The 26,256-nt window shown below is 59.4% G+C and carries 22 protein-coding genes; 9 read left to right on the top strand and 13 right to left on the bottom strand.

The window, feature by feature from the left end; genetic code table 11:
• Position 1: 1 nt before the first annotated feature.
• From QE453_RS12000 to QE453_RS11990, 3 genes are all read right to left on the bottom strand, one after another.
• Positions 2 to 1,159, bottom strand: a complete 1,158-nt coding sequence (locus QE453_RS12000) for an ABC transporter ATP-binding protein (RefSeq protein ID WP_022555646.1) — start codon at positions 1,157 to 1,159, stop codon at positions 2 to 4.
• 134 nt (positions 1,160 to 1,293) lie between these two features.
• Positions 1,294 to 2,391, bottom strand: a complete 1,098-nt coding sequence (locus QE453_RS11995) for a polyamine ABC transporter substrate-binding protein (protein ID WP_037090882.1) — start codon at positions 2,389 to 2,391, stop codon at positions 1,294 to 1,296.
• Between the two features lie 152 nt (positions 2,392 to 2,543).
• On the bottom strand, positions 2,544 to 3,959 hold the full coding sequence (locus tag QE453_RS11990) for a short-chain fatty acyl-CoA regulator family protein (protein ID WP_244405251.1): 1,416 nt from the start codon (positions 3,957 to 3,959) through the stop codon (positions 2,544 to 2,546).
• Positions 3,960 to 4,215: 256 nt separating this feature from the next.
• On the opposite strand from QE453_RS11990, the gene aceA reads away from it, so the two are divergent.
• Both aceA and QE453_RS11980 read left to right on the top strand, forming a co-directional pair.
• Entirely contained in the window at positions 4,216 to 5,505 is a 1,290-nt protein-coding gene (gene aceA / locus QE453_RS11985) for an isocitrate lyase (protein WP_022555644.1), read from the top strand.
• A gap of 84 nt (positions 5,506 to 5,589) precedes the next feature.
• Positions 5,590 to 5,847 (top strand): hypothetical protein, encoded by a 258-nt coding sequence (locus QE453_RS11980; protein WP_004432604.1) that lies wholly within the window; start codon positions 5,590 to 5,592, stop codon positions 5,845 to 5,847.
• A 65-nt stretch (positions 5,848 to 5,912) separates the two neighbouring features.
• On the opposite strand, the gene QE453_RS11975 is transcribed toward QE453_RS11980, so the two are convergent.
• From QE453_RS11975 to QE453_RS11960, 4 genes are all read right to left on the bottom strand, one after another.
• Complete coding sequence (locus QE453_RS11975; RefSeq protein WP_006698168.1) at positions 5,913 to 6,236, bottom strand: hypothetical protein; 324 nt, start codon at positions 6,234 to 6,236, stop codon at positions 5,913 to 5,915.
• Between the two features lie 142 nt (positions 6,237 to 6,378).
• Positions 6,379 to 7,251, bottom strand: coding sequence for a LysR family transcriptional regulator (locus QE453_RS11970; protein ID WP_309777130.1), 873 nt, complete (start codon positions 7,249 to 7,251; stop codon positions 6,379 to 6,381).
• A 255-nt stretch (positions 7,252 to 7,506) separates the two neighbouring features.
• The gene (locus QE453_RS11965) at positions 7,507 to 7,641 is read right to left on the bottom strand and encodes a hypothetical protein (protein WP_272913823.1); all 135 of its coding nucleotides are present in this window, start codon (positions 7,639 to 7,641) and stop codon (positions 7,507 to 7,509) included.
• Between the two features lie 357 nt (positions 7,642 to 7,998).
• Positions 7,999 to 9,183: an NAD(P)/FAD-dependent oxidoreductase gene (locus QE453_RS11960; RefSeq protein ID WP_309777128.1), complete on the bottom strand. Its 1,185-nt coding sequence runs from the start codon at positions 9,181 to 9,183 to the stop codon at positions 7,999 to 8,001.
• 123 nt (positions 9,184 to 9,306) lie between these two features.
• On the opposite strand from QE453_RS11960, the gene QE453_RS11955 reads away from it, so the two are divergent.
• The 6 genes from QE453_RS11955 to QE453_RS11930 all read left to right on the top strand — a co-directional run bounded on the left by QE453_RS11955 (position 9,307) and on the right by QE453_RS11930 (position 17,893).
• The gene (locus QE453_RS11955) at positions 9,307 to 10,746 is read left to right on the top strand and encodes a glutamine synthetase family protein (RefSeq protein WP_022555640.1); all 1,440 of its coding nucleotides are present in this window, start codon (positions 9,307 to 9,309) and stop codon (positions 10,744 to 10,746) included.
• A gap of 12 nt (positions 10,747 to 10,758) precedes the next feature.
• A complete protein-coding gene (locus tag QE453_RS11950; protein WP_072493985.1) occupies positions 10,759 to 12,045 on the top strand; it encodes an FAD-binding oxidoreductase in 1,287 nt (428 codons plus the stop codon).
• A gap of 136 nt (positions 12,046 to 12,181) precedes the next feature.
• Positions 12,182 to 13,657, top strand: coding sequence for a glucose-6-phosphate dehydrogenase (gene zwf / locus QE453_RS11945; RefSeq protein ID WP_004440062.1), 1,476 nt, complete (start codon positions 12,182 to 12,184; stop codon positions 13,655 to 13,657).
• Between the two features lie 10 nt (positions 13,658 to 13,667).
• Positions 13,668 to 14,366 (top strand): 6-phosphogluconolactonase, encoded by a 699-nt coding sequence (gene pgl / locus QE453_RS11940; protein WP_309777125.1) that lies wholly within the window; start codon positions 13,668 to 13,670, stop codon positions 14,364 to 14,366.
• Between the two features lie 124 nt (positions 14,367 to 14,490).
• Positions 14,491 to 16,311, top strand: a complete 1,821-nt coding sequence (gene edd, locus QE453_RS11935) for a phosphogluconate dehydratase (protein ID WP_004440058.1) — start codon at positions 14,491 to 14,493, stop codon at positions 16,309 to 16,311.
• A 217-nt stretch (positions 16,312 to 16,528) separates the two neighbouring features.
• Positions 16,529 to 17,893, top strand: coding sequence for a metallophosphoesterase (locus tag QE453_RS11930; protein ID WP_309777124.1), 1,365 nt, complete (start codon positions 16,529 to 16,531; stop codon positions 17,891 to 17,893).
• A 20-nt stretch (positions 17,894 to 17,913) separates the two neighbouring features.
• Here QE453_RS11930 and QE453_RS11925 read toward each other — a convergent pair whose 3' ends face one another.
• The 6 genes from QE453_RS11925 to QE453_RS11900 all read right to left on the bottom strand — a co-directional run bounded on the left by QE453_RS11925 (position 17,914) and on the right by QE453_RS11900 (position 24,952).
• On the bottom strand, positions 17,914 to 18,270 hold the full coding sequence (locus QE453_RS11925; protein ID WP_034496014.1) for a hypothetical protein: 357 nt from the start codon (positions 18,268 to 18,270) through the stop codon (positions 17,914 to 17,916).
• 237 nt (positions 18,271 to 18,507) lie between these two features.
• Positions 18,508 to 19,596, bottom strand: coding sequence for a sn-glycerol-3-phosphate ABC transporter ATP-binding protein UgpC (locus tag QE453_RS11920; RefSeq protein ID WP_309777123.1), 1,089 nt, complete (start codon positions 19,594 to 19,596; stop codon positions 18,508 to 18,510).
• A 20-nt stretch (positions 19,597 to 19,616) separates the two neighbouring features.
• Positions 19,617 to 21,272 (bottom strand): alpha-glucosidase family protein, encoded by a 1,656-nt coding sequence (locus tag QE453_RS11915; protein ID WP_309777121.1) that lies wholly within the window; start codon positions 21,270 to 21,272, stop codon positions 19,617 to 19,619.
• A 37-nt stretch (positions 21,273 to 21,309) separates the two neighbouring features.
• The gene (locus QE453_RS11910) at positions 21,310 to 22,470 is read right to left on the bottom strand and encodes a carbohydrate ABC transporter permease (RefSeq protein WP_006698177.1); all 1,161 of its coding nucleotides are present in this window, start codon (positions 22,468 to 22,470) and stop codon (positions 21,310 to 21,312) included.
• A gap of 1 nt (position 22,471) precedes the next feature.
• On the bottom strand, positions 22,472 to 23,485 hold the full coding sequence (locus QE453_RS11905) for a carbohydrate ABC transporter permease (protein WP_004440046.1): 1,014 nt from the start codon (positions 23,483 to 23,485) through the stop codon (positions 22,472 to 22,474).
• A 105-nt stretch (positions 23,486 to 23,590) separates the two neighbouring features.
• Entirely contained in the window at positions 23,591 to 24,952 is a 1,362-nt protein-coding gene (locus QE453_RS11900; protein ID WP_142181874.1) for an ABC transporter substrate-binding protein, read from the bottom strand.
• A gap of 274 nt (positions 24,953 to 25,226) precedes the next feature.
• Between QE453_RS11900 and QE453_RS11895 the strand changes: the two genes are divergently transcribed.
• Positions 25,227 to 26,252: a LacI family DNA-binding transcriptional regulator gene (locus tag QE453_RS11895; RefSeq protein ID WP_244405257.1), complete on the top strand. Its 1,026-nt coding sequence runs from the start codon at positions 25,227 to 25,229 to the stop codon at positions 26,250 to 26,252.
• Positions 26,253 to 26,256 lie beyond the last annotated feature (4 nt).

The raw sequence follows: 26,256 nt of genomic DNA, 5'->3' as shown, positions 1-26,256 counted from the left end.
CTCAGCGCGTCAGGACGAGGCCGGAGTCCGGCTTCCAGTTCAGCCACACCATATCGCCGAAGGTAATCGGGCGATCCACGAGACGCGAGACATTTGCCTGTGCGGCGCGGATGACGCGGCCATCGGCAAGCTTGACGATGAAGACCGAGAAGTCGCCCAGATAGCCGATATCCCATACCTCGCCATAGGCGGAGTTAATGCTGCTATCGGCAGGCTGATCGAGCGAGATGCGCACCTTCTCCGGCCGGATGGCGAAAGCCACCTGGCTACCGGCGGCAGCGGCACATTCCTGCTCAACCGCCACCTTCAGCCCGTCGCAATCCAGTGTCACGAGGCCGGGCCTGCCGATATCGGAAGCATTGGCGACGACATTGGCGTCGAAAATATTGATGTCACCGATAAAATCGGCCACGTAGCGGCTGTTCGGCGCTTCATATATCTCGGCGGGCGTCGCCACCTGCACGACAATGCCCTTGTCCATGACGGCGATGCGGTCCGACACCGTCATCGCCTCTTCCTGATCGTGGGTGACGATGAGGAAGGTGAGACCGAGATTGGTCTGGATATCCATCAGTTCGAATTGCGTTTCCTCACGCAGCTTCTTGTCGAGCGCGCCGAGCGGCTCATCGAGGAGAAGCACCTTCGGCCGCTTGGCAAGCGATCGGGCAAGCGCCACGCGCTGCCGCTGCCCGCCGGAAAGCTGGCTCGGCTTGCGTTTGGCGAATTCCGTGAGCTTGACGAGGCGCAGCATTTCCTCGACGCGGGCGACGATATCCGCCTTGGGCAGGCCATCCTGCTCCAGACCGAAAGCGACGTTCTTTTCTACCGACATGTGCGGGAAAAGCGCATATGACTGGAACATCATATTGGTCGGGCGCTTATAGGGCGGCACGCCGGAAATATCCTTGCCCTGCAGCAGGATACGGCCCTCGGTCGGCTCCTCGAAACCAGCCAGCATGCGCATCAGCGTGGTCTTGCCGCAGCCCGACGGACCAAGCAGCGAGAAGAACTCACGCTCGTAAATATCAAGCGTCAGATTGTTGACGGCGACGAAATCACCAAAACGTTTGGTGACGTTTTCAAAGCGGATGAAGGGCACCGCATCGGGATTGTCCCAGGGGCTAAATTTGCGTTTGACCGGCCCTAGAGTTTTCGCCATTCACCCTACCCTCAAATCCCGTTGGTCTGTCGATCGATGCTTCGGGGCGGGCAATACCGGCAGGTAACGGACCTGCCGGCAAAGTATCAGAGGAACAGGCCCGCCGGCCGTTCCTCAACCAGCGGGCGGAGGTGTCAGCTGCCGGTCTTTATCTGCGTCCAGACGCGGTTCAGCACGCGCTGTTCCTTCGGTCCGTAAGGCGAGATCGTGAAGAGCTTCTTCATCGTCTCGGCATCGGGATAGACTGCCGGGTTCTTGGCAACAGACTCATCCATCAGCGCCTGCGAAGCAAGGTTGCCATTGGCGTACTGAACGTAGTTCGACGCCTTGGCAATGACTTCCGGCCGCATCAGATAGTTGATGAAGGCGTGCGCTTCTTCGACATTCTTGGCATCCGCCGGGATGGCAAGGTTGTCGAACCACATGTAGGTGCCTTCCTTCGGGATGACGTAATTCACCTCGACGCCATTTTTGGCTTCCTCGGCGCGGCTCTTCGCCTGGAGGATGTCGCCCGACCAGCCGATGGTGATGCAGCTGTCGCCATTCGCCAGTTCATCGATATAGGCGGAGGAGTTGAAGGTCTTCACATAGGGGCGGATCTTCATGTAGACATCGCCGCCCGCCTCGAGATCGGCGGTTTCTTTGCTGTCCGGGTTCTTGCCGAGATAATTCATGGCAATGGCGAAGGTCTCGTCCGACGCATCGAGAATATTGATGCCGCAGGATTTCAGCTTTTCAGCATTTTCCGGCTTGAACAGAATATCCCAGCTATCGACCGGAACATCGCCCAGCGCAGCCTTCACCTTGGCGACGTTATAACCGATGCCGGTGGTGCCCCACATGTAGTTCACGGCATATTCGTTGCCGGGGTCGTATTTCGCCAGACGCTCGGAAACCTCGGGCCACATGTTTTTCAGATTCGGCAATTTGGACTTGTCAAGTTTCTGGAACACGCCGGCATTGATCTGGCGGGCGAGAAAGGGGCCGGTGGGCACGACGACATCATATCCGGAGCTGCCGGCCAGCAGCTTGGTTTCCACAAGTTCATTGCTGTCGAAAACGTCATAGACGACCTTGATGCCGGTTTCCTTGGTGAAATCGGCGAGGATCGATTCGTCGATATAATCCGACCAGTTATAGACGTGGACGACCTTTTCCTGGGCCATTGCCGAGCCTGCTGCAACGAGCGCGGTGGTGAGAGCCAAGGTCAGGCGGAGAGAACGGTTTTTCATGATGTCTCCTGTTAACGCATCCTCACGACGGGAGCGTGATCCCCTTTTTTCGGAGAGACTAGAAAGGAAAACAGAAGGGAGCAAGGGGGAAATGTGCAGCACAGCATTTTCAACCAAATGTGTTCCGGTCGCAAAAAAGCGAATGAAAACACCTACTGGAAGTCGAAAACACTGAGGCCGGTGACCATTTCATCCAGCCCCAGCGGCCGCGTGAGCGGCGCTTCCGCCCGCGAAAGACAGCCCTGTCTTTCGCACAGCCGGCACGAAGGACCGACGGCGACGGGCGCAGCGCCCGAAGCGGCCGGGCCATAGACGGTCTCTGCCGCCTGAGCGAAATCGCAGCCCAGAAGCACCGCCGTTCGCCGCACCCTCTCGCCGAAACCAGCCTGCGGACCTTCCAGCGTGCGCGAAACCGTGAGGAAAGCATCCCCGTCGGGCATCTCGACCGCTTCCACGAGCACTTGTCCCGGCTGGGCGAAAGCCGCATGAATATTGAGACGCGGACAGAGGCCGCCAAAACGCGCCCTTGGAAAACCGCCGGCCCCCGCAAGGCGAAAACGGTTACCGGCATTGTCGATTTCCATCAGGAAAAACGGGATCGCCGCGGCTGACGGCCGCTGCAGGCTGACGATGCGATTGGCCGCCTGTTCGAACGATACGTTGAAGCGCGACCGCAAGACTTCGAGATCGTACTTCGCCCGCTGGGCGGCGCCGAGGAATGCGCCATAGGGCATCATCAACGCATGAGCGGCGTAACGCGCCAGTTCGAAGCGGGCAATGCGTCTCGCCTCTTCCCCTTTCAGGCCAAGCCCTTCAAGCTCCGTACCGATTTCTTCGCGCAGCGCCAGAAGGCAGGTCTCCATCGCCATTTCCCTCAGCTGATCCGGCTGCGACAGGCGCTCGGATAAAAAAAGCCGCATGGAATGCCGGTCGTAACGTCGCCGGAGGTTCGGCATAGCGTGAACCGGCAGGGTGCGGACCACGATGCCGTGGTTTTTCTGGAGCCATGCGCGAACGCCGGAGGCGAGATCATCGCCCGTCGACAAATGTTTGTGGAGGTCTTCCGCAGCCGCATCGATGGAATGGAAGTAGGCCGGGCGGTTTTCAATGACGTGTCGCACCTCGTCGATCGGCAGGCGGGTGGAGGAAAGCATCGTTTCATGACCCTCCCGCGCCAGAAGATCGGAGAGATCGGAGAGGCGCTGCGCCTGTTCCCGGTAAGCCCGGTATAGCTTGAGAACACCGCTTGCCGCATTGGGCGCGGCATCGGCAACCTCAATCAGTTCCTGCGGCGACGGCACTTCGCCGACCAGCAGCGGATCGGCGAAGACCTCGCGCAGCTGCCCGGCGGAACCGGCGCTTTCGCCCTGCAGGTCATCCAGATCGACCTTGTACACAGAGGCGAGCTTCAAAAGCAGCTGCACCGTCAGCGGCCGCTGGTTGCGCTCGATGAGATTGAGATAGGACGGCGAAATCGCCAGCGCCTCGGCCATGGCCGTCTGCGTCAGCGCGAGACCGTTGCGAATGCGGCGCACGCGCGGGCCCGCAAAAATCTTGTTTTCCGACACAGCCTTTCCCCTCCACCCCTGTCAACACATACAATTCCATTACAAAATAGACGGATCATACCCTTTTACAAAATTTACATTTTTACAGCGTCGCTTTGTCACGCACACTACAGGATAACCTCTTTCAAGTCACTGTTTTTATGTTTGTTCTGGCGATCAAATCTCGAAAAATGTAAATGTAGTCACATCAAGCGGCGCCATATGATGTTCAAGACGGCCCGCTACGAAAACCGCATTTATCATGGGAGAGAGAAGTATGACGGATTTTTACAAACTTGTTCCGGGCGCACCGCAGGGACGTTTCGACGGCATCGAGCGCACCTATACCGCCGCCGACGTGGAGCGGCTGCGCGGCTCCGTCGAAATCCGCCATTCGCTGGCCGAAATGGGTGCGAACCGGCTGTGGAAGCTGATCAACGAGGAGAATTTCGTCAATGCGCTGGGTGCGCTCTCGGGCAACCAGGCCATGCAGATGGTTCGCGCCGGGCTGAAGGCGATTTATCTCTCGGGATGGCAGGTTGCAGCGGATGCGAACACGGCCTCGGCCATGTATCCGGACCAGTCGCTCTATCCCGCCAATGCAGCGCCGGAGCTGGCCAAGCGCATAAACCGCACCCTGCAACGCGCCGACCAGATCGAGACCGCGGAGGGCAAGGGCCTTTCTGTCGACACCTGGTTCGCGCCGATCGTTGCCGATGCGGAGGCCGGTTTCGGCGGGCCGCTCAACGCCTTCGAGATCATGAAGGCCTTCATCGAGGCAGGTGCAGCAGGTGTTCACTATGAGGATCAGCTGGCATCGGAAAAGAAGTGCGGCCATCTCGGCGGCAAGGTTCTGATCCCGACGGCGGCGCACATCCGCAACCTGACGGCAGCGCGGCTTGCGGCCGACGTCATGGGTGTACCAACGCTGGTCATCGCCCGCACGGACGCGGAGGCCGCCAAGCTTCTGACCTCTGACATCGACGAGCGCGACCGTCCCTTCGTGGATTACGATGCCGGGCGCACCGTTGAGGGCTTTTATCAGGTCAAGAACGGTCTGGAGCCCTGCATTGCCCGCGCCGTGGCTTATGCGCCCTATTGCGACCTGATCTGGTGCGAAACATCAAAGCCGGATCTGGAACAGGCGCGCAGGTTTGCTGAAGGCGTGCACAAGGTGCATCCGGGCAAGAAGCTCGCCTACAATTGCTCGCCGTCGTTCAACTGGAAAAAGAACCTCGACGACGCGACGATTGCGAAGTTCCAGCGCGAACTAGGCGCGATGGGCTACAAGTTCCAGTTCATCACGCTCGCTGGCTTCCACCAGCTCAACTACGGGATGTTCGAACTGGCGCGCGGCTACAGGGACCGGCAGATGGCGGCTTATTCCGAGCTTCAGGAGGCGGAATTCGCAGCAGAGGCCAATGGTTACACCGCCACCAAGCATCAGCGCGAAGTCGGTACCGGCTATTTCGACGCCGTGTCTCTGGCGATCTCTGGCGGCGCGTCGTCCACCACAGCCATGAAGGAATCCACCGAGCACGACCAGTTCCGCCCGGCGGCCGAATAAATCAAGAAAACCGCCCTTCCCCATCGCGGGAAGGGCTTGCAAAGCAGATCAAAAACCCCTGACAATAACGAGAGGAGAAATGCCATGAACGCCCACAATCCCATCAAGACGCACGTCAAGGAACGCGCCGAGGAGCAATCCTCCGCCATGACGCAGGATCAGCAGGCTGCCATCCGCATGCTGGCCAATGACCTGCACCGCCTCAACCAGGCCGTCATGAAAGCCGTCGAGGCCGGCGTTTCCGTCGAGCTGGTCCGCTCGGCCCGCCACCATGGCGGCGGCGGCAACTGGGGTGATCTGCTTATCCCCGTCATCGTTGCGCAGGGGCGTGACGCCGCGTGAAACGAAAGACCGGAACATCATAATCGATGTTCCGGCCTTCAGTGCAAACGTCAGAAGTGGCCGCCTCAGAAGCTCGCCGACACGGAAACGCCGATGCTTACATTGACGCCCATCGCCTCCACGTTACCCTGGAGTTGGGGCGCATAGGGAGCGAAGCAGGCAAGTTGCGTCAGGGGAATCGGGTTCAGAACGGCCGGCGATTCCCACGCCAGATGCATCGCCACGCCTCCCACGAGCTTTTCCCAGCCTGCGATCTTGGTGCCTGAGGCTGCCGGCGCAATTGCCGTGACGGATTGCGAAAGAGCATCGGCAACAACTGCCGCGAGCCCCTTACTGACTGCTGCATAAAAGAGCTTTGCTGCTTCTTCCGGCGTTCCTGCTGCGGACATCGCATTTACGTATGATGCTGAAATTATCATGGCGGCCTCAACCTGAAAGGGTTAAACTTACGAAAAGCAACCTATGAATATTTTGATGCGCACGCAACTATAAATTATTAAAATTTATTTATACAACTGAACGTGATTTCATCTATGCCGGGCGGCCCTTGCGTCCGGCGTAGAGATCGGAATGGCTCTTGATCAGACGGGTCATCCGATCCGCCACCGTCCTGATATCGGGTCGGTGGCGATCGTCATTATTCATGACGATCCATTGATTGTGGCGCAGCGGTTCGATTTCGCCGCCCTCCCGGACGATGCGCGCATCCGCATCGCCCACGAAACAGGGAAGCACCGCGATCCCCGCCCCTGACAGGACAAGATCGAGAAGCGCCGTTGGCCGGTTCACCGTTACGACGATCTCGTTGCTCCGGTTTTCATGCGGCCAGCGAAGATAGGTTGAAATGGCGTTTTCCTCGGCTACCGACAGCCAGCGGTCAGCGACAGTGGCGGCGGCATTGCGCAGCCTGTAGGGAGCGTAGGCAACCTCCCCCGTCTTGATGGCGGCGAGATTGCGCTCCTGCGGCTCGAAAGCGCGGATACCGATATCGTTTTCGCGATGCGCCAGAGACGCCCTCTGCTCGGCGATAAAAAGGTCGATGCGGAAATCATCGCGATCCGTGCAGATAGCGGAGAAGTTGCTGGTCAAGAGCCAGGCATTCCAGGTGCCCACGGCAATCCGCACGATGGACGAGGCCGATGACGCCTTCTGCCACCCCTCGATATCCCTGGCCGCATTCTCCATGGCCTGAAGTCTGTCGAACAACGCACGGCCGTCCACTGTGAGGGCGTATCCCGTCTGGCTGCGCTGGAACAGCGCCTTGCCGATCCGCTCCTCCAGCTCGACCATGCGCCGCCCTATGGTCGCGGGGCTTAAGCCCGTCAGCGCGGCGGCACCCGTCAGGCCACCGCTGCGTGACACATCGAGGAAAAGCTGGTAGGAATCCCAGGTGACGTTTTTCATAATTGAAAAACGTAGCGCATTTTCTTGCGCAGATAAATCAAAAAACGGCGTGCATCATGGCCCTCCGCAGTAAGAAGGAGAGCGAACATGCACGCGATTTTTGCCGCACGGGCCATTATTGAAAATCAGCGACCGCGCACACGGCGTGAAGCCATTCTGCAGGAAGAAAAGTTTTACAGGGATATGGCCGAGGCATCACGGATGTCACGGTTTTTCAGCGCGCTTATCAACTTTGTGAAGGCGAGAAGCCGTCGATCAATGGAAGAGGGCGATAAGGGCTGCGAAAGCACCGGCTGCGATGAGGCTCAGCCGAAAGGCCAACTGCCGGCTCTCGTTGTCAGTGCGGGCGATGGCAATGGCGCGAGGGCGGCGATGTGCAGATCTGTTCATGCGCGGGCTCCAGACGAAAAACTCAACCGACCCATGCCCTGTTAAGGGCTTCCAGCGTGACATCATGTGCAGCGGGATCATTGAGCGATCCGGCCTTGCTGGCATTCGGTCAGGATGACTCCTCCCCCGTTAACAGATTATTAAAAAAGCGAGGAAGGGCCACAACTTTACCAACTGAACTGGGTTGGCGAACAGGTCTCATCAGCTCCGTCACCCCGGACTAGTTCCGGGGTCGAGCGCGATCAAGTCCTTAATCGCGAAAGACTCCTTACGGCGCAGAAGCGCCATGGCTGGATGCCGGATCAAGTCCCGCATGACGAAGGAGAGAGGTCCGATCTTTTCCACGGCCAGAGACGATCACGCGAATTCGCCGGCCGCCTGGCCGGACGCCCAGGCCCACTGGAAATTATAACCGCCGAGCCAGCCGGTCACATCGACACATTCGCCGATGAAATAGAGGCCGGGCACGGATTTCGCCGCCATGCTGCGGGAATCGAGGCCGGTCGTGTCCACGCCGCCGAGCGTGACCTCCGCGGTGCGATAACCTTCCGAACCGGCGGGCTTGATCTGCCAGTCCTGCACCTCTGCCGCCAGCTTCGCCAGAGCCTTGTCGGACATATCGGCAAGATGGCCGGTGAGGCCGGATTGTTCGACGACATGCTGGGCGAGCCGCTTCGGAAGGATCTCCGACAGGGCGGTCTGGGCGGACTGACGGCCGTTTTTCTGTTTGGCCTGCTTCAACACCGCGGCCAAATCGCGATGCGGCTCAAGCTTCAGGCGGATGGGATTGCCCTCGCGCCAGTATGAGGAGATTTGCAATATGGAAGGACCGCTCAAACCGCGATGGGTGAACAATAGCGCTTCCTCAAACGAGGTTTTGCCATGGGAAACCTCAGCCGGAACAGCGACACCGGCAAGCGGGCTCAGCTTCTCCAGAAGACCGGGATCAAGCGTCAGCGGAACGAGGCCGGGGCGGGTTTCAATGAGCTTGAGGCCGAACTGTTCGGCGATCTGGTAGGCAAAACTGGTCGCGCCCATCTTCGGGATAGACTTGCCGCCTGTCGCGACGACGAGGCTCTCCGCCTCGATGACGCCACCCGAGGTCGACACCCGAAAACGGCCGCCGTCATGGGTCACGGCGGAGACTGACGTTTCGAGCCGAAGCTTCGCATTCACCGCCTGCATTTCAGCCAGCAGCATGCGGATGATATCCTTGGCGCTGTCATCACAGAAAAGCTGGCCGAGCGTCTTTTCGTGCCAGGAGATACGGTGTTTTTCGACAAGGGCGATGAAATCGCGCGGCGTATATCGGGCAAGCGCGGATTTGGCGAAATGCGGGTTGGCAGAGAGATAATTCCTCGGCCCGGCGTAGATATTGGTAAAGTTACAGCGACCGCCGCCGGAGATGCGGATCTTTTCGCCCGGCGCTTTCGCATGGTCGAGAACGACGACGGAGCGGCCGCGCTGGCCGGCGCGGATGGCGCACATCATGCCGGCGGCGCCCGCCCCCAAAATCAGCACGTCACATTTATCTGCCATCATTCCATCCGTTTCGTTTCCTTTCCTCTTTTCCAAGTGCCGCCGCTTGTCAATGGCGCTTTCCCCCTCGCCAATTGCCAAACTACGGTTATGATGGCGACAGTCGAAACACAGACCCGGTGATACATGCCCGCCAAGAAAACCATGCTCCGCCCGAAAAAACAGGCAACCATGGCAAAGAAGACCCCTCCCCTCGACCTTTCCTCCACCCGTGGCGTTTCCTCCTGGCGCGAAGCCGCGCAATGGCTGAGGGCGCGTGGGATAGAAGACATAGAATGCATCACGCCCGACCTTGCCGGCGTACCGCGCGGCAAAATGATGCCGACGGCGAAATTCACGGGCGATACCTCGCTTGCTCTACCCTCGGCGCTCTACCGCCACACGATATCGGGCGAATATCCCGATGAGACCGCCAATTTCCGCTACGAGCCGCGCGACAGCGATCTGAAGCTGGTGCCTGATCTTTCTACCCTCTCCGTCGTGCCCTGGGAAACCGACCCGACCGCGCAGGTGATCTGTGACGTGGTGGATGCGGAAGGCAATTTCGTGCCCTACACGCCGCGCAACGTTTTGAAGAACGTGCTTTCGCTCTATACCGAAAAGGGCTGGAAGCCGGTGGTGGCACCGGAAATCGAATTCTACCTCGTCGCCATGAATGACGATCCGGACTATCCGCTGCATCCGCCAAAGGGTCGGTCGGGACGCTCCATCGTTGGAGGTCAAAGCTATTCCATCGCCGGCATCAACGAGTTCGACGAACTGATCGACGATATCTATCACTTCTCCGAAAAGCAGGGTCTGGAGATCGATACGCTCATCCATGAGGAAGGGCCGGCACAGCTGGAAATCAACCTGCGCCATGGCGATCCGATCGAGCTTGCCGACCAGGTGTTCCTGTTCAAGCGCACCATTCGCGAAGCCGCGCTGAAGCACGGCATCTATGCCACCTTCATGGCCAAGCCCATGCAGGGCCAGCCGGGTTCGGCCATGCACATCCACCAGTCGGTGGTAGAAATCGATAGCGGCCGCAACATCTTCTCCAATGAAGATGGCAGCCCCTCCAAAGAATTCTTCTCCTTTGTCGGCGGCATGCAGCGTTACGTTCCGAATGCGCTGGTCATGCTGGCGCCCTATGTGAATTCCTACCGCCGCCTGACGCCTGACATGGCCTGCCCGGTGAACAATGCCTGGGGTTACGACAACCGCACGACGGCCTTCCGCGTGCCGATTTCCGGCCCGCAGGCGCGGCGCGTCGAAAACCGCCTGCCGAGCTCGGACGCCAACCCCTATCTGGCGCTCGCGGCCTCGCTCGGCTGCGGCTGGCTCGGCATCGTCAACAGCATCGAGCCGACCGAACCCACCGCCGATACGGCCAATGAGGGCTCGATCGACCTGCCGCGTGGCCTGCTTGAAGCGGTCGCCTTGCTGGAGGGCGAAGCACAGTTCGACCGGATCTTCGGTCACGAATTTGTCGGCCTTTATGCCGGTCTGAAGCGGGGGGAATTCGAGACCTTCATGCAGGTCATCAGCCCCTGGGAGCGCGAGTTCCTGCTTCTCAACGTGTGAGGAATCCCGAGCATGACATGGCAAAGCCCGATTGCGCCGGGACTATCCTGGTATCAGGCAACCATCGGTGAGCGGCCGGACTATCCCGCGCTCGATGGGTCGAAGCAGGTGGATGTCGCGATCATCGGCGGTGGTTACACCGGTCTTCAGGCCGCCTGTAATCTCGCTGAAAACGGCGTCTCGGTCGCCCTCATCGAAGCGCATCGTTTTGGCGATGGTGCTTCCGGCCGAAATGGCGGCCAGTTCGGCACCGGCCAGCGCTCTTTCCCCGATGAGCTTGAGGAAGAGATTGGCTTCGAGCAATCGAAGCTGCTGTTCGACATCGCCGAAAACGCCAAAAATTATGTGCGCGATTTCGCAAGCAGCCGCGGCATCGACATGGATTATCTGCCGGGCCAACTCTATGTGGCGCACAAGGCAGGTTACGAGGACGACTATCGCCGCAGCGTCGATGCGATGAACAACCGCTACGGCTATCCGCATATTTCCTACATGGAGCGTGGCGAAGCGCGCAAACGCGTCGGCTCCGCTCATTATTTCGGCGGCACCCGCGACACCGGCACCGGCCATATACACCCGCTTAAGCTGCTGGTCGGGCTTGCGAAAGCCGCGAAAGATGCGGGTGCTCAGATTTACGAGATGACGCCTGCGAAATCCATCCGGCAAGTGGGCGGCAAGACCATCATCGACACCCCTTTCGGCACCATCACTGCGCCACGGGTGTTGATTGCGACCAATGCCTATATCGGCAATCTGGAACCGATAACGGCAGCCCATATCATGCCGATCCGCTCCTTCATCGGCGCAACCGCACCGCTGGATGCCTTCCCCGGCATCATTCCAGACCGGGAGGCCGTGGCGGATTCACGGTTTGTGGTGCGTTACTTCCGCAAGACGGCCGATAACCGGCTGTTGTTCGGCGGCCGCGAAGCTTACACGGCAGATACGCCGCGGGATATTTCCAGCCACATCCGCCGGCAGATCGCGGAAATCTATCCCGAGCTGAAGGACATCGACATCACCCATTCCTGGGGCGGCTCCGTCGGCATCACTCTACCGCGCAAGGTCTTCGTGCGTGAGGTCATGCCAGGTGTCACCTCCATCGGTGGATATTCAGGCCACGGCGTGATGCTGTCGAATTATTGCGGCAAGCTTTATGCCGATCTGGTGCTCGGCAAAAAGGACATGCTGGCGCCATTCGCGCGGCTTAAAGTGCCGGCCTTTCCGGGCGGAACGTCACTGCGCGCGCCGCTGCTTTTCCTGGCGCTTTCGTGGTTTGCATTGCGAGACAGGTTTTAGTCCAATGTTTACAGTCCATTACCGGCGGCAAGCACACCGGCAAAAGCAAAATTCATAATTTCACATAACTGAGTCTGGCATTTTTAAATCGATTAGATTATTGATGCCCCAACCCTTGAAGATCGAGAGAATCGATATGAGCAGTCAGATCATTCCTGTTGAACCTTTTGATTGTGTCGTTTTCGGCGGCACGGGCGATCTTGCCGAGCGCAAGCTTCTGCCGGCCCTTTATCACCGGCAGATCGAAGGGCAGTTCACGGAGCCGACCCGCATCATCGGTGCGTCGCGTTCGGTCATGACCCATGAGGAATATCGCAAATTCGCACAGGACGCCCTGAAGGAGCATCTGAAGGCCGGCGAGTATGACGACGCGCAGGTTGCCGTGTTCCTGAACAGGCTTTTTTACGTGCCCGTTGACGCCAAGGGCAACAATGGCTGGGACGTGCTGAAGAAGCTGCTGGACGAAGGTAAAGAGCGCGTGCGCGCTTTCTATCTCGCCGTCGCGCCCGGAATTTTCGGCGATATCGCCGACAAGATCCGCGAACACAAGCTCATCACCCGCTCGACCCGTATCGTCGTTGAAAAGCCGATCGGCCGCGACCTCGCCTCGGCGCAGGAACTCAACGACACCATCGGCCATGTCTTCAAGGAAGAGCAGATCTTCCGCATCGACCACTATCTCGGTAAGGAGACGGTGCAGAACCTGATGGCGCTGCGTTTCGCCAACGCGCTTTACGAGCCGCTGTGGAATTCCGCGCATATCGACCACGTGCAAATCACGGTTGCCGAGGCAGTCGGTCTCGAAGGTCGCGCCGGTTATTACGACAAGGCCGGCGCGTTGCGCGACATGGTGCAGAACCATATTCTCCAGCTGCTCTGCCTCGTCGCCATGGAGCCGCCGGCTTCCATGAACGCCGAAGCCGTGCGCGACGAAAAGTTGAAGGTTCTGCGTTCGCTGAAGCCGATCGACACCAGCAACGTCGAAAAGCTGACGGTTCGGGGCCAGTACCGCGCCGGCGCTTCCGCAGGTGGCCCGGTCAAGGGCTATCTGGAAGAGCTCGAAGGCGGCGTTTCCAACACCGAAACCTTTGTCGCCATCAAGGCTGAGATCGCCAACTGGCGCTGGGCCGGCGTTCCCTTCTACATCCGCACGGGAAAACGCCTCGCGACCCGCGTCTCGGAAATCGTCGTCACCTTCAAGCAGATTCCGCATTCGATCTTCGACGACGCGGCCGGCAAGATCGAGGCCAACAAGCTGGTCATTCGCTTGCAGCCGGATGAAGGCGTCAAGCAGTCGCTCCTCATCAAGGACCCCGGTCCGGGCGGCATGCGCCTGCGCCAGGTGTCGCTGGACATGAGCTTTGCCGAAGCCTTCAACGTGCGCAGCCCCGACGCCTATGAGCGCCTGCTGATGGATACCATCCGGTCCAACCAGACGCTGTTCATGCGCCGCGACGAGGTCGAGGCCGCATGGGACTGGATTGACCCAATTCTCAAGAGCTGGGAAGAGCTTGGTCAGGGCGTGCAGGGTTACACGGCAGGAACCTGGGGGCCGAGCGGCTCGATCGCACTGATCGAGCGTGACGGTCGTACCTGGCACGATGCCGACTGAGGGCGCGCGGATGAGCGAAACAATCCACGCCTTCGATAGCGCCTCCGATCTTGCCAATACGCTTGCGGCTGATGTCGCCCAGCGGCTCGACGCGGCAACCAAGGAACGGGGGACCGCAAGCATTGCGGTCTCTGGCGGCTCTACACCGAAGCTGTTCTTTCAGGCGCTTTCCCAGCACGATCTCGATTGGCCCAATATCAGCGTGACGCTGGTGGACGAGCGTTTCGTGCCGCCGGAAAGCGATCGCTCCAATCATCGTCTCGTCGCCGAGAATCTTCTGCAAAACAAGGCGAAGGTGGCTTATTTCGTGCCGCTGTTCCAGCCGGCGGCCTCGCCGGAGGATGCGGCAACGCTTGCGACCGTAAAGACCGAAGCGATCTGCGATCCCTTCGATGTTGTCATTCTCGGTATGGGAACGGATGGCCACACGGCCTCGTTCTTTCCCGGTGGAGACAATCTCTACGAAGCGCTTGATCTCGATGAGCCGCGCGGCGTTTTGACCATGGCGGCCGAGAATGCCGGCGAGGAACGGTTGACCTTCAACTTCTCCAGCCTGCACGATGCCGGTTTCCTGGTGCTGCACATCGAAGGCGCCGCCAAGAAGGCGACGCTGGAGAAGGCGCAGTCGGGCGAGGATGAGGAAGAAATGCCCGTCCGTGCCGTGCTGAACCGGGCAGAAACGCCAGTGGATATTTACTGGGCGCCGTAAGCCGACGCGACGGCCGCTCCTGCGGCCCGCGACAAGCGCCCCGAAGACATGAAGACTGAAACACGACAACCGGCATTCGCCTCCCGGAACGCCGGTTGTCGACCAACGAACAGGATGAACGCCCATGTCCGCCGATTCCCGCATTCAGGCCATCACCGCCCGCATCGTCGAACGTTCCAAGCCCTATCGTGAGACCTATCTCGAGCGGCTGCGGCTGCAGGTCTCAAAAGGCGTTCACCGTTCCGTTTTGTCCTGCGGCAATCTCGCGCATGGATTTGCGGTCTGTTCCCCCGCCGACAAGGACATCCTTGCCGGCGACCGGGTTCCCAATCTCGGCATCATCACCGCCTATAACGACATGCTGTCGGCGCACCAGCCCTATGAGACCTTCCCAGCCATCATCCGCGATGCAGCCAAGGAAGCGGGCGGTATCGCTCAGGTTGCCGGCGCCGTACCTGCCATGTGTGACGGCGTCACCCAAGGGCAGCCCGGCATGGAGCTTTCGCTGTTTTCCCGCGATGCCATCGCCATGGCTGCGGGGATCGGCCTCTCGCACAACATGTTCGATGCCGCCCTCTATCTTGGCGTCTGCGACAAGATCGTGCCCGGCCTCGTCATCGCCGCACTCGCCTTCGGTCACCTGCCCGCAGTCTTCATTCCTGCCGGTCCGATGACATCAGGCCTCCCGAATGACGAGAAGTCGCGTATTCGCCAGCTTTACGCCGAAGGCAAGGTCGGTCGCGCCGAGCTGCTGGAAGCGGAATCCAAATCTTACCACGGTCCCGGAACCTGCACCTTCTACGGCACCGCCAATTCCAACCAGATGCTGATGGAAATCATGGGCTTTCATATGCCCGGTTCCTCCTTCATCAATCCCGGCACGCCATTGCGTGACGCGCTGACCCGCGAGGCTACCAAGAGAGCGCTCGCCATCACCGCGCAGGGCAACGAATTCACCCCCGCCGGCGAGATGATCGACGAACGATCCATCGTCAACGGCGTCGTGGGTCTGCATGCGACCGGTGGTTCCACCAATCACACCATGCATCTGATCGCCATGGCGCGCGCCGCAGGCATCATCCTCACATGGCAGGATATTTCTGATCTCTCTGACATCGTGCCGCTGCTGGCCCGCGTTTATCCCAACGGGCTGGCCGATGTGAACCATTTCCACGCTGCAGGCGGCATGGGCTTCCTCATCAAGCAGCTCTTGAAACAGGGCTTCGTGCATGACGATGTGCGCACCGTCTTCGGACAGGGTCTGGCCGCCTACACCGTGGATGCACTACTGGACGAGAAGGGCGCGGTCACCCGCCAGCCCTCCCCCGAGCAGAGCCACGATCCGAAGGTGCTTTCCAGCATTGAAACACCGTTCCAGCCCACCGGCGGTCTCAAGATGCTGACCGGCAATCTCGGCAAATCCGTCATCAAGATTTCCGCCGTCAAGCCGGAGCGCCATATCATCGAAGCACCCGCGATTGTTTTCCACGACCAGCAGGAGCTTCAGGACGCCTTCAAGGAAGGCAAGCTTAACCGCGACTTCATTGCGGTCGTCCGCTTCCAGGGGCCGAAGGCGAATGGCATGCCTGAGCTACACCGCCTGACACCGCCGCTCGGCGTGCTGCAGGACCGCGGCTTCAAGGTGGCGCTTGTGACGGACGGGCGCATGTCCGGCGCATCCGGCAAGGTGCCGGCCGCGATCCATGTTACGCCTGAGGCTTCCGATTGCGGGCCGATCTCGCTCATCCGCGATGGCGATATCATCCGTCTCGACGCCGTTTCCGGATCGCTCGAAGTGCTGGTGTCCGCCGCCGAACTGTCAAAACGCGAACCGGCGCGCGCTGATCTCTCCGGCAATGAATGGGGCATGGGCCGCGAACTTTTCGCCCCCTTCCGCCGTAATGCCGGTCCTGCCGATCAAGGTGCCAGCGTCCTGTTTCATTGATTTCCAAAGGCGAAGGCTGGATGCGGCTTTCGCCTTTAAACCCCGCTCTGCGGCATCGTCCCACCGCACTTTCACGCCCGGGACGGGCGGACGCAGAAACAGCTTTATTTCCCATGCCTTAAACGCCAAACTTGTCATGCGGCTGTGATGATCGCCTCTTAAGGCGTTTCCGACCAGCCGTGGGATGACGGCGCAGTTTCGGATAATGGGGCATGACATGACGATTTTTTCAAGCAACCGCCGCGATGTGCTGAAGCTTATGGCGGGCACCGCCATGCTGCCGCTGATGGTAGTGGCCATGCCGGCAGCGGCGCAGGATGTAGCCCTGCGTGCCATCGTCATCTCCGATCTGCATTCGGCCTATGAGCGTATCGGCCAGCTTCTCGCGGCCATCGAAACGCGTATCGCGGCCGACAAGGCGCCCCACATCATCCTGCTAAATGGCGACCTTTTCGAACTCGGCAACGCGGTGGCCACACGTTCGGCCGGCGAAATCGAATGGACCTTCCTTGCGGCGCTCGCCAATCTTGCCCCCACGGTCATCAATATCGGCAATCATGAGCCCGACATTGACAATGACCTCGCCAATTTCGTCAGCCGTGCTCAAGCCCTCGGCATCACCGTGCTTTCCAACATCATCGACAAGCGAAGCGGCAACCCCTATGCGCCGTCCAGTGCCGCGGTGAAGGCCGGCGAACGGGCGGTCATCGTCGCGGGCCTCGCGACCAATGCGATCAATACCTATCCGAAGGCGACGCGCGAGATGCTGGACATTCCTCAGCCGGTGGAATGGGCGAAGGCCAATCTGCCCGAAATCGTCAAAGCGGATGCGATCAATATTGTTCTGAGCCACGCCGGCGTTGTCGCCGACCGCGATATTCTGCCGGTGCTGCCTGACGGCACGCTGCTGGTGGGCGGCCATGACCACCTGAATTTCGTGCACGAAGAGGGCGCGACGCGCTATGTCCACACCGGCTCCTGGTGCACCTCCATGACGGTCGCGACAATTACCGGTCCCGGCAAGGCCGCCGCCATTGAGACGGTCACCATCCATCGTGATGCTCCCGCCTCGCCGGCTCTCAAGACCCTCATCGAGCAGACGCTTGAAAAGCACCTGACCGCAGAAGAACGGGAAGTTGTCGGCAAGGCCGCCAAGGCGATGACCGTCGACGAAGCAGGGCGCCATGTGGCGCATCTGATCGCCGCGAAGACCGGCGCCGATGTCGGTTTCATCGGCCACACCTCTTTCGGCGCAGGCCTGCCTGCAGGCGATATTCGCCGTTATGATTTCAACGCCTCGCTGCGCTTCGACGGTAAGCTGATGGTGACCGAAGTGGACAGCGAGACGCTCGTCCAAATCCTAAAGCGATGCAATCAGGACAGCAACATTCCGCTCGCCGCACGCACGGGCGACTATCTCTACGCCATGCCGGAAAAGCCGGAGAAGAAAGGCCGTTACAAACTGGTCTGCAACGACTGGTCCGCTACCAACCAGAAATCCTATTTCGGCCGCAGCGATCTCGCCTTCATCGAAGTGCCGGATGTGAAGCTGAAGCAGACCGTTCTGGGCGGGCTTTCCTAAAGCCGCAAATCGTCAGGGTCTTAGAACGACCGGATATCCAGCTTGCGGTCCTTGTGGGCCGGGTGCGTGCTGAACACGAAAATTCGATCCAGCTCCTTCTGCGTCAGCATACGCAGGAAGCGGACATGGATGGTGTTGTTGGCGTTGACGCGCAACATCACGCAGCCGATCTTGGTGATGCGGGCATCGGGGATATCGAGATAGAACTGGTTCGGCAGGTTGTATTTGGTCAGTAGCGCCAGCACGGCCTCTGTCTGGGAGATGCGAATGACGTCGCAGCGGCGTGCCGCCATGTGCATCACGGCCTTTTCGGTATATTCGATGCGCGCCGCGTTCATGGTGTCTTCCATGCGGAACCGGCTTTCGCGGTCATACATGAAGGACTCTTCCTTGCTCAGATAATGATTTCTGATGACACCCGCACCGCTCTGCACGCCCGAACTCCCAATGCTTACCAATAGGACGAGACTAGGCCATAGTCTTTAACAATTCATATCAGCGTCAGCTTAAACAGGACGGAAGCGGGACATTTCCGACGTTTTTCCACACGGCTGATAAGCAGTAAAAAGCCCCGGAACGGACAGTTCCGGGGCTTGTTTCAGTATCGCCACTGTTTACTTGCGGTAGGCTTTGCCTTCCGCATCGAAAAGATGAAGCTTCTCCTGCAGGGCGGCAAAGCGCAGGGTTTCACCCTTACCCACGGGAACAATGCCCGGCACCTTTACGATGATCGGCTCCTGGCCCTTGGGCGCTTCGAGATAAAGCAGGGTCACCTCACCCAGGGCCTCCACGATCGCGACTTTTCCCTCGAATAGATAGTCGTCGCCCGTCGCGATGCTCAGGTCTTCCGGCCGAACGCCAAAGCTTGCGGCCTTGCCCTGCTCAGATGCGGATGTGGGAACATCGACGACCAATGTCTTGCCGCCGGCAAGTTCGATGGAGGTCCGTTCACCCGTGCCGGTCACTTTCGCACCGATAATATTCATGGCGGGCGAGCCGATGAAACGCGCCACGAAAAGATTGGCCGGCCTCTCATAAAGCTCAAGCGGCGCGCCGACCTGCTCCACCCGCCCAGCGTTCAAAACGACGATGCGGTCAGCGAGCGTCATCGCCTCCACCTGGTCGTGGGTAACGTAGATCATCGTTGTATCGGCCATCTGCTCGTTGAGCTTGGCGATTTCAATGCGCGTGGCAACACGCAGAGCCGCATCGAGGTTCGAGAGCGGCTCATCGAACAGGAAGACCTTGGGGTTGCGGCAGATCGCGCGACCGATGGCGACACGCTGACGCTGGCCGCCGGACAGCGCCTTTGGCAATCGCTCCAGATATTGCGTGAGCTGCAGGATTTCGGCGGCGGCGCGAACGCGGCGGTCGATCTCCTGCTTGCTTTCCTTGGCGATCTTCATGCCGAAGGCCATGTTGTCGTAGACAGTCATGTGCGGATAAAGGGCATAGGACTGGAACACCATGGCGATGCCCCGACGCGAAGGCGGGATTTCGTTGACAAGCTGGCCGTCAATATACATCTCGCCGCCGGTGATTTCCTCCAGCCCGGCGATCATGCGCAGAAGGGTCGATTTTCCGCAGCCAGAGGGGCCAACAAAAACGATGAATTCGCCCTGTTCGATATCGAGATCGATGCCGTGCAGCACCTTCACCTGCCCGTATGATTTACGGATATCCTTGAGAACGAGACTTGTCATGGGTGTTCCTCCCTCATCTGTCAGGCGTAACGGGCGAAGAAAGCGCCCCATGCCGGAAGTTCGACGCTTCTGCCCTTCAGTCCGCTTGCAAAGCCATGGCCTTCAAGAACCTGCCAGCTCCCTTCCGGCAGCGTGGCCTCTGCTGGCGTCGCTGACAAGTTAAAGACGCAAAGAACGGTTTCGTTGCCCAGCTTGCGGGTATAGCTCAACACCTCACCCTGCACGGGCTGAAATTCGATGCCGCCTTTTGCGAAAGCCGGGTGCTGCCTGCGGAACGCGAGGAAGCGGCGGTAATGCTCCAGCACCGAAGCCTCATTGCCCCGCTGGGCGCTCACGGCGCGCTGCTTGTGCTCGGTCGGAATCGGCAGCCACGTCTTGTCGGCCGTCGAGAACCCGGCCTGCGCATGGCCGGCGTCCCATACCATCGGCGTACGGCAACCGTCGCGGCCCTTGAATTCAGGCCAGAACTGAATGCCGTAAGGATCCTGCAAATCTTCGAAAGCGATATCGGCTTCGGTGAGGCCGAGTTCTTCGCCCTCATAGATGCAGACGGAACCGCGCTGGGTCATGAGAAGTGCCGACAGCACCTTCGCAAAAGCATCCTTGTCCTCGACATGCTCGCCCCAGCGGCTGACATGGCGCACGACATCATGGTTGGAGAAAGCCCAGCAGGCCCAGCCTTCCGGTGCAGCTCTCGCAAAATCCGCCTGTACATCGGCAACACGCTGCGGGGTCAGCGCATCGGGCGCGAGGAATTCAAAGGCGTAGCACATCTGCATCTTGTCATCGCCGGAGGTGTATTCGCCGACGATTTCGAGGCCACGCTGGCTGTCGCCCACTTCGCCGACGGCGGCGATATCAGGGAATTCGTCCAGCACCGCGCGGAAGCGCTTCAGGAAGGCGATGTTTTCCGGGCGGTTCTTGTCGTAGAGATGCTCCTGGAAGTTATAGGGATTGACCGCAGGTGCGGTGGAGGCATTGCGGCGCTCCGGCGCCAGCGCCGGATTATCGCGCAGCTCAAGGTCGTGGAAATAGAAGTTGATGGTGTCGAGGCGGAAACCATCGACGCCGCGCTTCAGCCAGAAACGGGTGATGTTCAACAGCTCTTCCTGAACTTCCGGATTATGCAGGTTAAGGTCCGGCTGCGAGGTCAGAAAGTTGTGCATGTAATATTGCATGCGGGTCGGATCCCACTGCCAGCCCGAGCCGCCGAAAATCGACAGCCAGTTATTGGGCGGCGTGCCATCCGGCTTGCTGTCCGACCAGACATACCAATCCGCTTTCGGGTTGTTGCGGCTGGCGCGGCTTTCCACGAACCAGGGATGCTGGTCCGAGGTGTGCGACAAGACGAGGTCGATCATGACGCGGACGCCGAGGCGGTGGGCTTCGGCAATCAGCCCATCGAAATCGGCAAGCGTGCCGAACATCGGGTCGACATCGACATAATTCGAGACGTCGTAACCAAAATCCTTCATCGGCGAGGTGAAGAAGGGCGAAATCCAGATCGCATCGGCACCGAGGCCTGCGATGTGATGGAGGCGATCGGTAATACCCTTGAGATCGCCGATGCCGTCGCCATTGGAGTCCTGATAGGAGCGCGGATAGATCTGATAGATAACAGCGCCGCGCCACCAGTCCTTGTTGGGCGTCAAAGCGGAAGTCACCGAAGCGGTCATGGAAGTGTCCTGTGTGGTATGGGCGTTCATGGAATGATCAGCCTCCCTTGACGGAGCCTGCCAGCAGGCCACGCACGAGATAACGTTGAAGAGCGAAGAAGACGCCGAGCGGCACGACGATGGTGACGAAGGCCGAGGCGGTAAGAATTTCCCAGTTGCCGCCGCGCGAGCCGAGCAGCGCGTTGAGTGCACCCGTCAGTACCAGCTCGTCCTTCTGTGTGCCGAGGAACACCATGGCGACGAGCAGGTCGTTCCAGGTCCACAGGAACTGGAAGATGGCGAAGGAAGCGAGCGCGGGGAAAGAGAGCGGCAGGATGATCTTGACGAAGATTTCGAAATCGCTTGCGCCATCGACACGGGCGCTTTCGATGATCTCTTTCGGCAGGCCGGAAATATAGTTGCGCAGCAGATAGATGGCGAGCGGCAGGCCGAAGGCGGTGTGCGCCAGCCAGATACCGGCATAGGTCTTGGATGGCACGCCGAAGATGGTGCCAATTTCATTATACAGTCTCAGAAGCGGGATCAGCGACATCTGCAACGGCACGACGATCAGGCCCACCACCATGGCAATCAGCAGATTGCGTCCGGAAAAGCTCATCCATGACAAGGCATAGGCGGCAAAGGCGGCGATGAGTATAGGGATGACGGTTGCAGGTACGGCGACCGTCAGCGAGTTGACGAAGGACTGGCCGATGCCTTCCGATGTTAGAACCGTACGGTAGTTGTCGAGAGTGAAGACGGGCGGCGTTGCGACAGAGATGTAGACGCGCTTGCCGCGCGAACCCTCGAAGCTTGCGGCTTTGCTATATTCGTAAGTGCCGTCTTCATTGATAAGCAGCGTCTCGCCATCGCCGATGTCAGCGGCTTCACCTGCCTTGAAAGCTGTCGGCTCCTGCACGCGCACGCCGAAGGCCGCAACCTTTCCGCCCTGGCCGTTTTCGAAGACATTGCCTGATATGACGTAGCGGCTGCCATCCTGCTTCTGAGCCGAGGCATCGGCCAGACGAACGGCTTGCGTTTGTTCGGAGCTCGAAAAAGCGGTCCACCAGCCCGACACCGTGATCTGATCCTTGTCGCGCAGCGAACTCACGAGAATGCCGAGCGTTGGCAAGAGCCAGAGCAGCACGACGATCAGAACGCTGGCGTGAACGATGAGCCGCGGCAGGCCGACGCGGCGGAGGCGTTTGACAATATCCATCTCAGCGGCCCTCCATCTCGCGGTTTGCCTGGCGGATGTTCCAGACCATGATCGGGGTGACGGCCGCCATGATGATGAGCGCGATAACAGCACTTCGGCCGCTATCACCGCCGCCGCGGAACATCCAGTCGAACATGAGATTGGCCAGAACCATGGTGTTCCATTGCCCGTTGGTCATGGTCAGCACGATGTCGAAGACCTTGAGCACGAGAATGGTGATGGTCGTCCAGACGACGGCGATAGTGCCCCAGATCTGCGGAACCATGATCTTCCAGAAGATCTGCCAGCCATTGGCGCCATCGATGACAGCCGCCTCGATGGTTTCTTCCGGAATACCGCGCAACGCCGCCGACAGGATGACCATGGCGAAACCGGTCTGTATCCAGATGAGGATGACCATCAGGAAGAAGTTGTTCCAGAAGGGCATGGAAATCCAGACCTGCGGATTGCCACCGAAAAACTCGACGATGGCGTTCAGCAGGCCGATCTGCACCTGACCCTCGGCGCGGTATTCATAGATGAACTTCCAGATGACGGAAGCGCCGACGAAGGAGATCGCCATCGGCATGAAGACGATGGACTTGGCGATGTTGCCCCACCAGATGCGGTCCGTCATGACGGCGATGACGAGGCCGAAGAAGGTGCAGGCGGCCGGCACGACGGCGAGCCAGAGAATGTTGTTAAAGATCGACTGGCGGAAACCGGCGTCGAAAAACGCCCAGCGATAATTGGCGAGACCGACGAATTCACTGCCCGTCCGGTCGTAAAAGGAGAGGATCAGCGTCGCGATGACGGGATAAACCAGATAGACAAGCAACAGGATCAGCGCAGGGCCGACGAACAGCCACGGCCGGACGGCGGCGCGGCGGTTTAAGTTGCGGGATGCGTGAATGACGTCTCCCGAGCGGACGGGAAAGATTGCCTGCAACGCCTTATCGGATAGCCAGTAATAGGCAGCACAGGCAAAAACGCCCGCTACCATAACGCCGATGGCGGACACCAGTTGTTGAGCCATGTTCCCTCCCTGATCCTCTCCGCGCCGCGTTGATTTATGCAGCTGTCGGGCCGTTCCTGCGGAAGAGGCCCGGCAGCGAGCCGCCAGGCCTCGTCTTAATCCGTGTTACTTCAGGCCGTCCCAGGCCTTCTGGATATCGGCGGCGACCTGATCGGCAGACTTGCCACCGACGAAATCGATCATGCCGGTCCAGAAAGCGCCGGCGCCGATCTTGCCGGGCATCAGGTCGGAACCGTCAAAACCGAAGGTCGTCGCCGTGGTCAGGATTTCACCCTGACGCTTCATCTGCTCATTGGCATAGGTTTCGACGTTCACACCCTTGTACGGCGTCAGGAAGCTGGACTGCGCCATCCACACTTCATGGGCGATCGGCGTCTGCAGGAATTGTACGAATGCCTTGGCAGCGGGCGCTTCCTTAGTGATGGTGACGAGCGTGCCGGCACCGAGAACCGGCTTGCCGAGGTCAGGCTTTGAGGCATAGGTCGGCATATAGAAGAAATCCGCATCCGTTCCAACCTTGGTGCCCTCAGGGAAAAAGGAGGGAATGAACGATGCCTGATGGTGCAGGTAGCACTTCGGCGGAATGTCGAAGAGGCCCTTGGGGCTGTCGCGGAAGTCGGTTGAGGCCACGGCCGCAACGCCGCCACTCACATATTTTTCGTTCTTGGCGAATTTGCCGAATTCGTTGATCGCGGCAACCACGGCCGGATCGGTGAATTTCACCTCGTTGGTCGTCCACTTCTGGTAGACATCCAGCGGCTGCGTGCGCAGCATCAGGTCTTCCACCCAGTCGGTTGCCGGCCACCCGGTCGCACCACCGGAGCCGAGACCAATGCACCAGGGCGTGCCGCCATCAGCGACGATCTGATCGGTGAGCTTGAGCAGGTCTTCCATGCTCTCGGGAACTTTATATCCCGCTTCCTCGAAATTCTCGGGCACATACCAGACGAGCGACTTCACGTCGGCCTTGAAGGGGAAAGCGAAATAGGCCTTGTTGCCGTCCTTGCCCTTATAACTGCCGAGATCGACCCAGGATTTACCCGCGCCGTAATTTTCCTCGACCCATTTGGCCGTGTCGTCGCCGAGCGGCACAAGAAAACCCTTGGCGGCGAGATCGGCGAGAAGGCCAGGCTGCGGCAAAATGGCAATATTGGGCGGCGAGCCGGCCTGTGTGTCGATGACGATCTGCTGCTCGTAGTTTTCCGACGAGGAATAACGGACATTCACGCCTGTCGCGTCAGCAAAATAGGCGAGAACGGACTGGAACAAAGCCTCGTCCTCACCACGCCACGGGCCGAAAATCGTCAGCGTCTGGCCTTTAAGGTCAGCATGGGCCGCCTTGAAGTCTTCGTAGCTTTTCCAGTTGAACTTGGCGTCCTGGCCCGGCGCGAATTTCAGATCGGCGGCAAAGGCCGAACCCGACAGCAGCACGATTGAAGCAGCCGTCGCCAAAAGGGTCTTCCGCATGTGATTTACCTCCCATCACATAAAAGGCTCAAAGCGTCCTCTCCAATCAAAGCGCTTTGGCTGCCTATTCATCTCATTGTCATCAAGATGGAGTCAAGAGGCTCTTTATTCGGAAACGCTGCCTAACCTTCGAAATAGTCATATTGATTTAGGAAGGCGGCTATCATTTTCGATTGAGAAAAGCGGATGGGGCTGTTAAAAATCTAAAGCGCTTTGGGAAAATGAGGAGTGGCTTTTGGCCTTTTCCGGGCGCGCGCATGGAGGAATGACAGACATGAACCTGAAACAGCTGTCGCAACTGCTGGGCATTTCGCAGACGACCATCAGCAGGGCGCTCAACGGCTATCCCGAGGTCAGCGCGGAAACGCGCCGCCGCGTCATGGAAGCCGCGGAGAAGACGGGATATCGCCCCAATGCCGCGGCACAGCGGCTGGCAACCGGCAAGGTCGGCTCCATTGGGCTCGTGATGCCGATTGGCGAACATCACCGTTCGGATGTGCATTTCGGCGAATTCCTGAGCGGTCTTGGTGAGGAAGCCTCGCGCAGCGGCTTTCATCTCGTCATCATGCCCACCGAGCCGGAAAAGGAACGCGAAGCCCTTCGTGGGCTCGCCGCTAGCGGCAGCGTCGACGGCATCTATCTCGCTTATATGAAGAATAACGATCCGCGCATCGCCATGATGCAGTCGCTTTCCCTGCCCTTCCTCGTGCATGGCCGCTCCATCGGCCTGGAGGAGGATTATCCCTACCTCGACGTGGACAATGAAGGCGCCTTCCGTGATGCGACCCAGCTTCTGCTTCAGCTTGGCCATACGCGCATCGGGCTGCTGAACGGTCCGGAAGGCTATGATTTCACCTATCGGCGCTGCCTTGGGGTGGAAAAGGCGCTGGCGGCAAACGGCCTGGCCTTGCATGCAAGCAATAAGAGACACGGCAGCATGACCGACGAGGAAGGTTATCTCGGCATGGAGGCCCTGCTTTCACGCCCGGAGAAACCGACCGCCATTCTCTGTGCCAGTACCGCGCTCGCACTTGGCGCGATCCGCTCGCTCAACCAGCGAGGCCTGAAACCCGGCAAGGATATTTCCCTCATCGCCCATGACGATGTGCTGCCGCTTTTGAAACCCGATAATTTTTCCGTGCCGCTCACCACCACGCGCTCGTCGCTGAGAGCGGCAGGCGTCCGCGTGGGCCAGCGCCTGATCAATCACATCAAGAACGACCAGACGGAGCCCTATCAGGAACTCTGGAAGGCGGAACTGGTGGTGCGTGCCTCGACGGGGCCGGCTCCGAAAGCGTAGCCGG

It is taken from the genome of Agrobacterium sp. SORGH_AS_0440 (genome assembly GCF_031453135.1).
Lineage (GTDB): Bacteria > Pseudomonadota > Alphaproteobacteria > Rhizobiales > Rhizobiaceae > Agrobacterium > Agrobacterium pusense.
This window is presented reverse-complemented; position numbering and strand designations above follow the sequence as displayed.

Bases quoted from the DNA above. Each gene is read 5' to 3' on its own strand.
- QE453_RS12000 (WP_022555646.1), bottom strand. From the start codon at position 1,159: ATGGCGAAAACTCTAGGGCCGGTCAAACGCAAATTTAGCCCCTGGGAC.
- QE453_RS11995 (WP_037090882.1), bottom strand. From the start codon at position 2,391: ATGAAAAACCGTTCTCTCCGCCTGACCTTGGCTCTCACCACCGCGCTC.
- aceA (WP_022555644.1), top strand. From the start codon at position 4,216: ATGACGGATTTTTACAAACTTGTTCCGGGCGCACCGCAGGGACGTTTC.
- QE453_RS11980 (WP_004432604.1), top strand. From the start codon at position 5,590: ATGAACGCCCACAATCCCATCAAGACGCACGTCAAGGAACGCGCCGAG.
- QE453_RS11975 (WP_006698168.1), bottom strand. From the start codon at position 6,236: ATGTCCGCAGCAGGAACGCCGGAAGAAGCAGCAAAGCTCTTTTATGCA.
- QE453_RS11970 (WP_309777130.1), bottom strand. From the start codon at position 7,251: ATGAAAAACGTCACCTGGGATTCCTACCAGCTTTTCCTCGATGTGTCA.
- QE453_RS11965 (WP_272913823.1), bottom strand. From the start codon at position 7,641: ATGAACAGATCTGCACATCGCCGCCCTCGCGCCATTGCCATCGCCCGC.
- QE453_RS11960 (WP_309777128.1), bottom strand. From the start codon at position 9,183: ATGATGGCAGATAAATGTGACGTGCTGATTTTGGGGGCGGGCGCCGCC.
- QE453_RS11955 (WP_022555640.1), top strand. From the start codon at position 9,307: ATGCCCGCCAAGAAAACCATGCTCCGCCCGAAAAAACAGGCAACCATG.
- QE453_RS11950 (WP_072493985.1), top strand. From the start codon at position 10,759: ATGACATGGCAAAGCCCGATTGCGCCGGGACTATCCTGGTATCAGGCA.
- zwf (WP_004440062.1), top strand. From the start codon at position 12,182: ATGAGCAGTCAGATCATTCCTGTTGAACCTTTTGATTGTGTCGTTTTC.
- pgl (WP_309777125.1), top strand. From the start codon at position 13,668: ATGAGCGAAACAATCCACGCCTTCGATAGCGCCTCCGATCTTGCCAAT.
- edd (WP_004440058.1), top strand. From the start codon at position 14,491: ATGTCCGCCGATTCCCGCATTCAGGCCATCACCGCCCGCATCGTCGAA.
- QE453_RS11930 (WP_309777124.1), top strand. From the start codon at position 16,529: ATGACGATTTTTTCAAGCAACCGCCGCGATGTGCTGAAGCTTATGGCG.
- QE453_RS11925 (WP_034496014.1), bottom strand. From the start codon at position 18,270: ATGTATGACCGCGAAAGCCGGTTCCGCATGGAAGACACCATGAACGCG.
- QE453_RS11920 (WP_309777123.1), bottom strand. From the start codon at position 19,596: ATGACAAGTCTCGTTCTCAAGGATATCCGTAAATCATACGGGCAGGTG.
- QE453_RS11915 (WP_309777121.1), bottom strand. From the start codon at position 21,272: ATGACCGCTTCGGTGACTTCCGCTTTGACGCCCAACAAGGACTGGTGG.
- QE453_RS11910 (WP_006698177.1), bottom strand. From the start codon at position 22,470: ATGGATATTGTCAAACGCCTCCGCCGCGTCGGCCTGCCGCGGCTCATC.
- QE453_RS11905 (WP_004440046.1), bottom strand. From the start codon at position 23,485: ATGGCTCAACAACTGGTGTCCGCCATCGGCGTTATGGTAGCGGGCGTT.
- QE453_RS11900 (WP_142181874.1), bottom strand. From the start codon at position 24,952: ATGCGGAAGACCCTTTTGGCGACGGCTGCTTCAATCGTGCTGCTGTCG.
- QE453_RS11895 (WP_244405257.1), top strand. From the start codon at position 25,227: ATGAACCTGAAACAGCTGTCGCAACTGCTGGGCATTTCGCAGACGACC.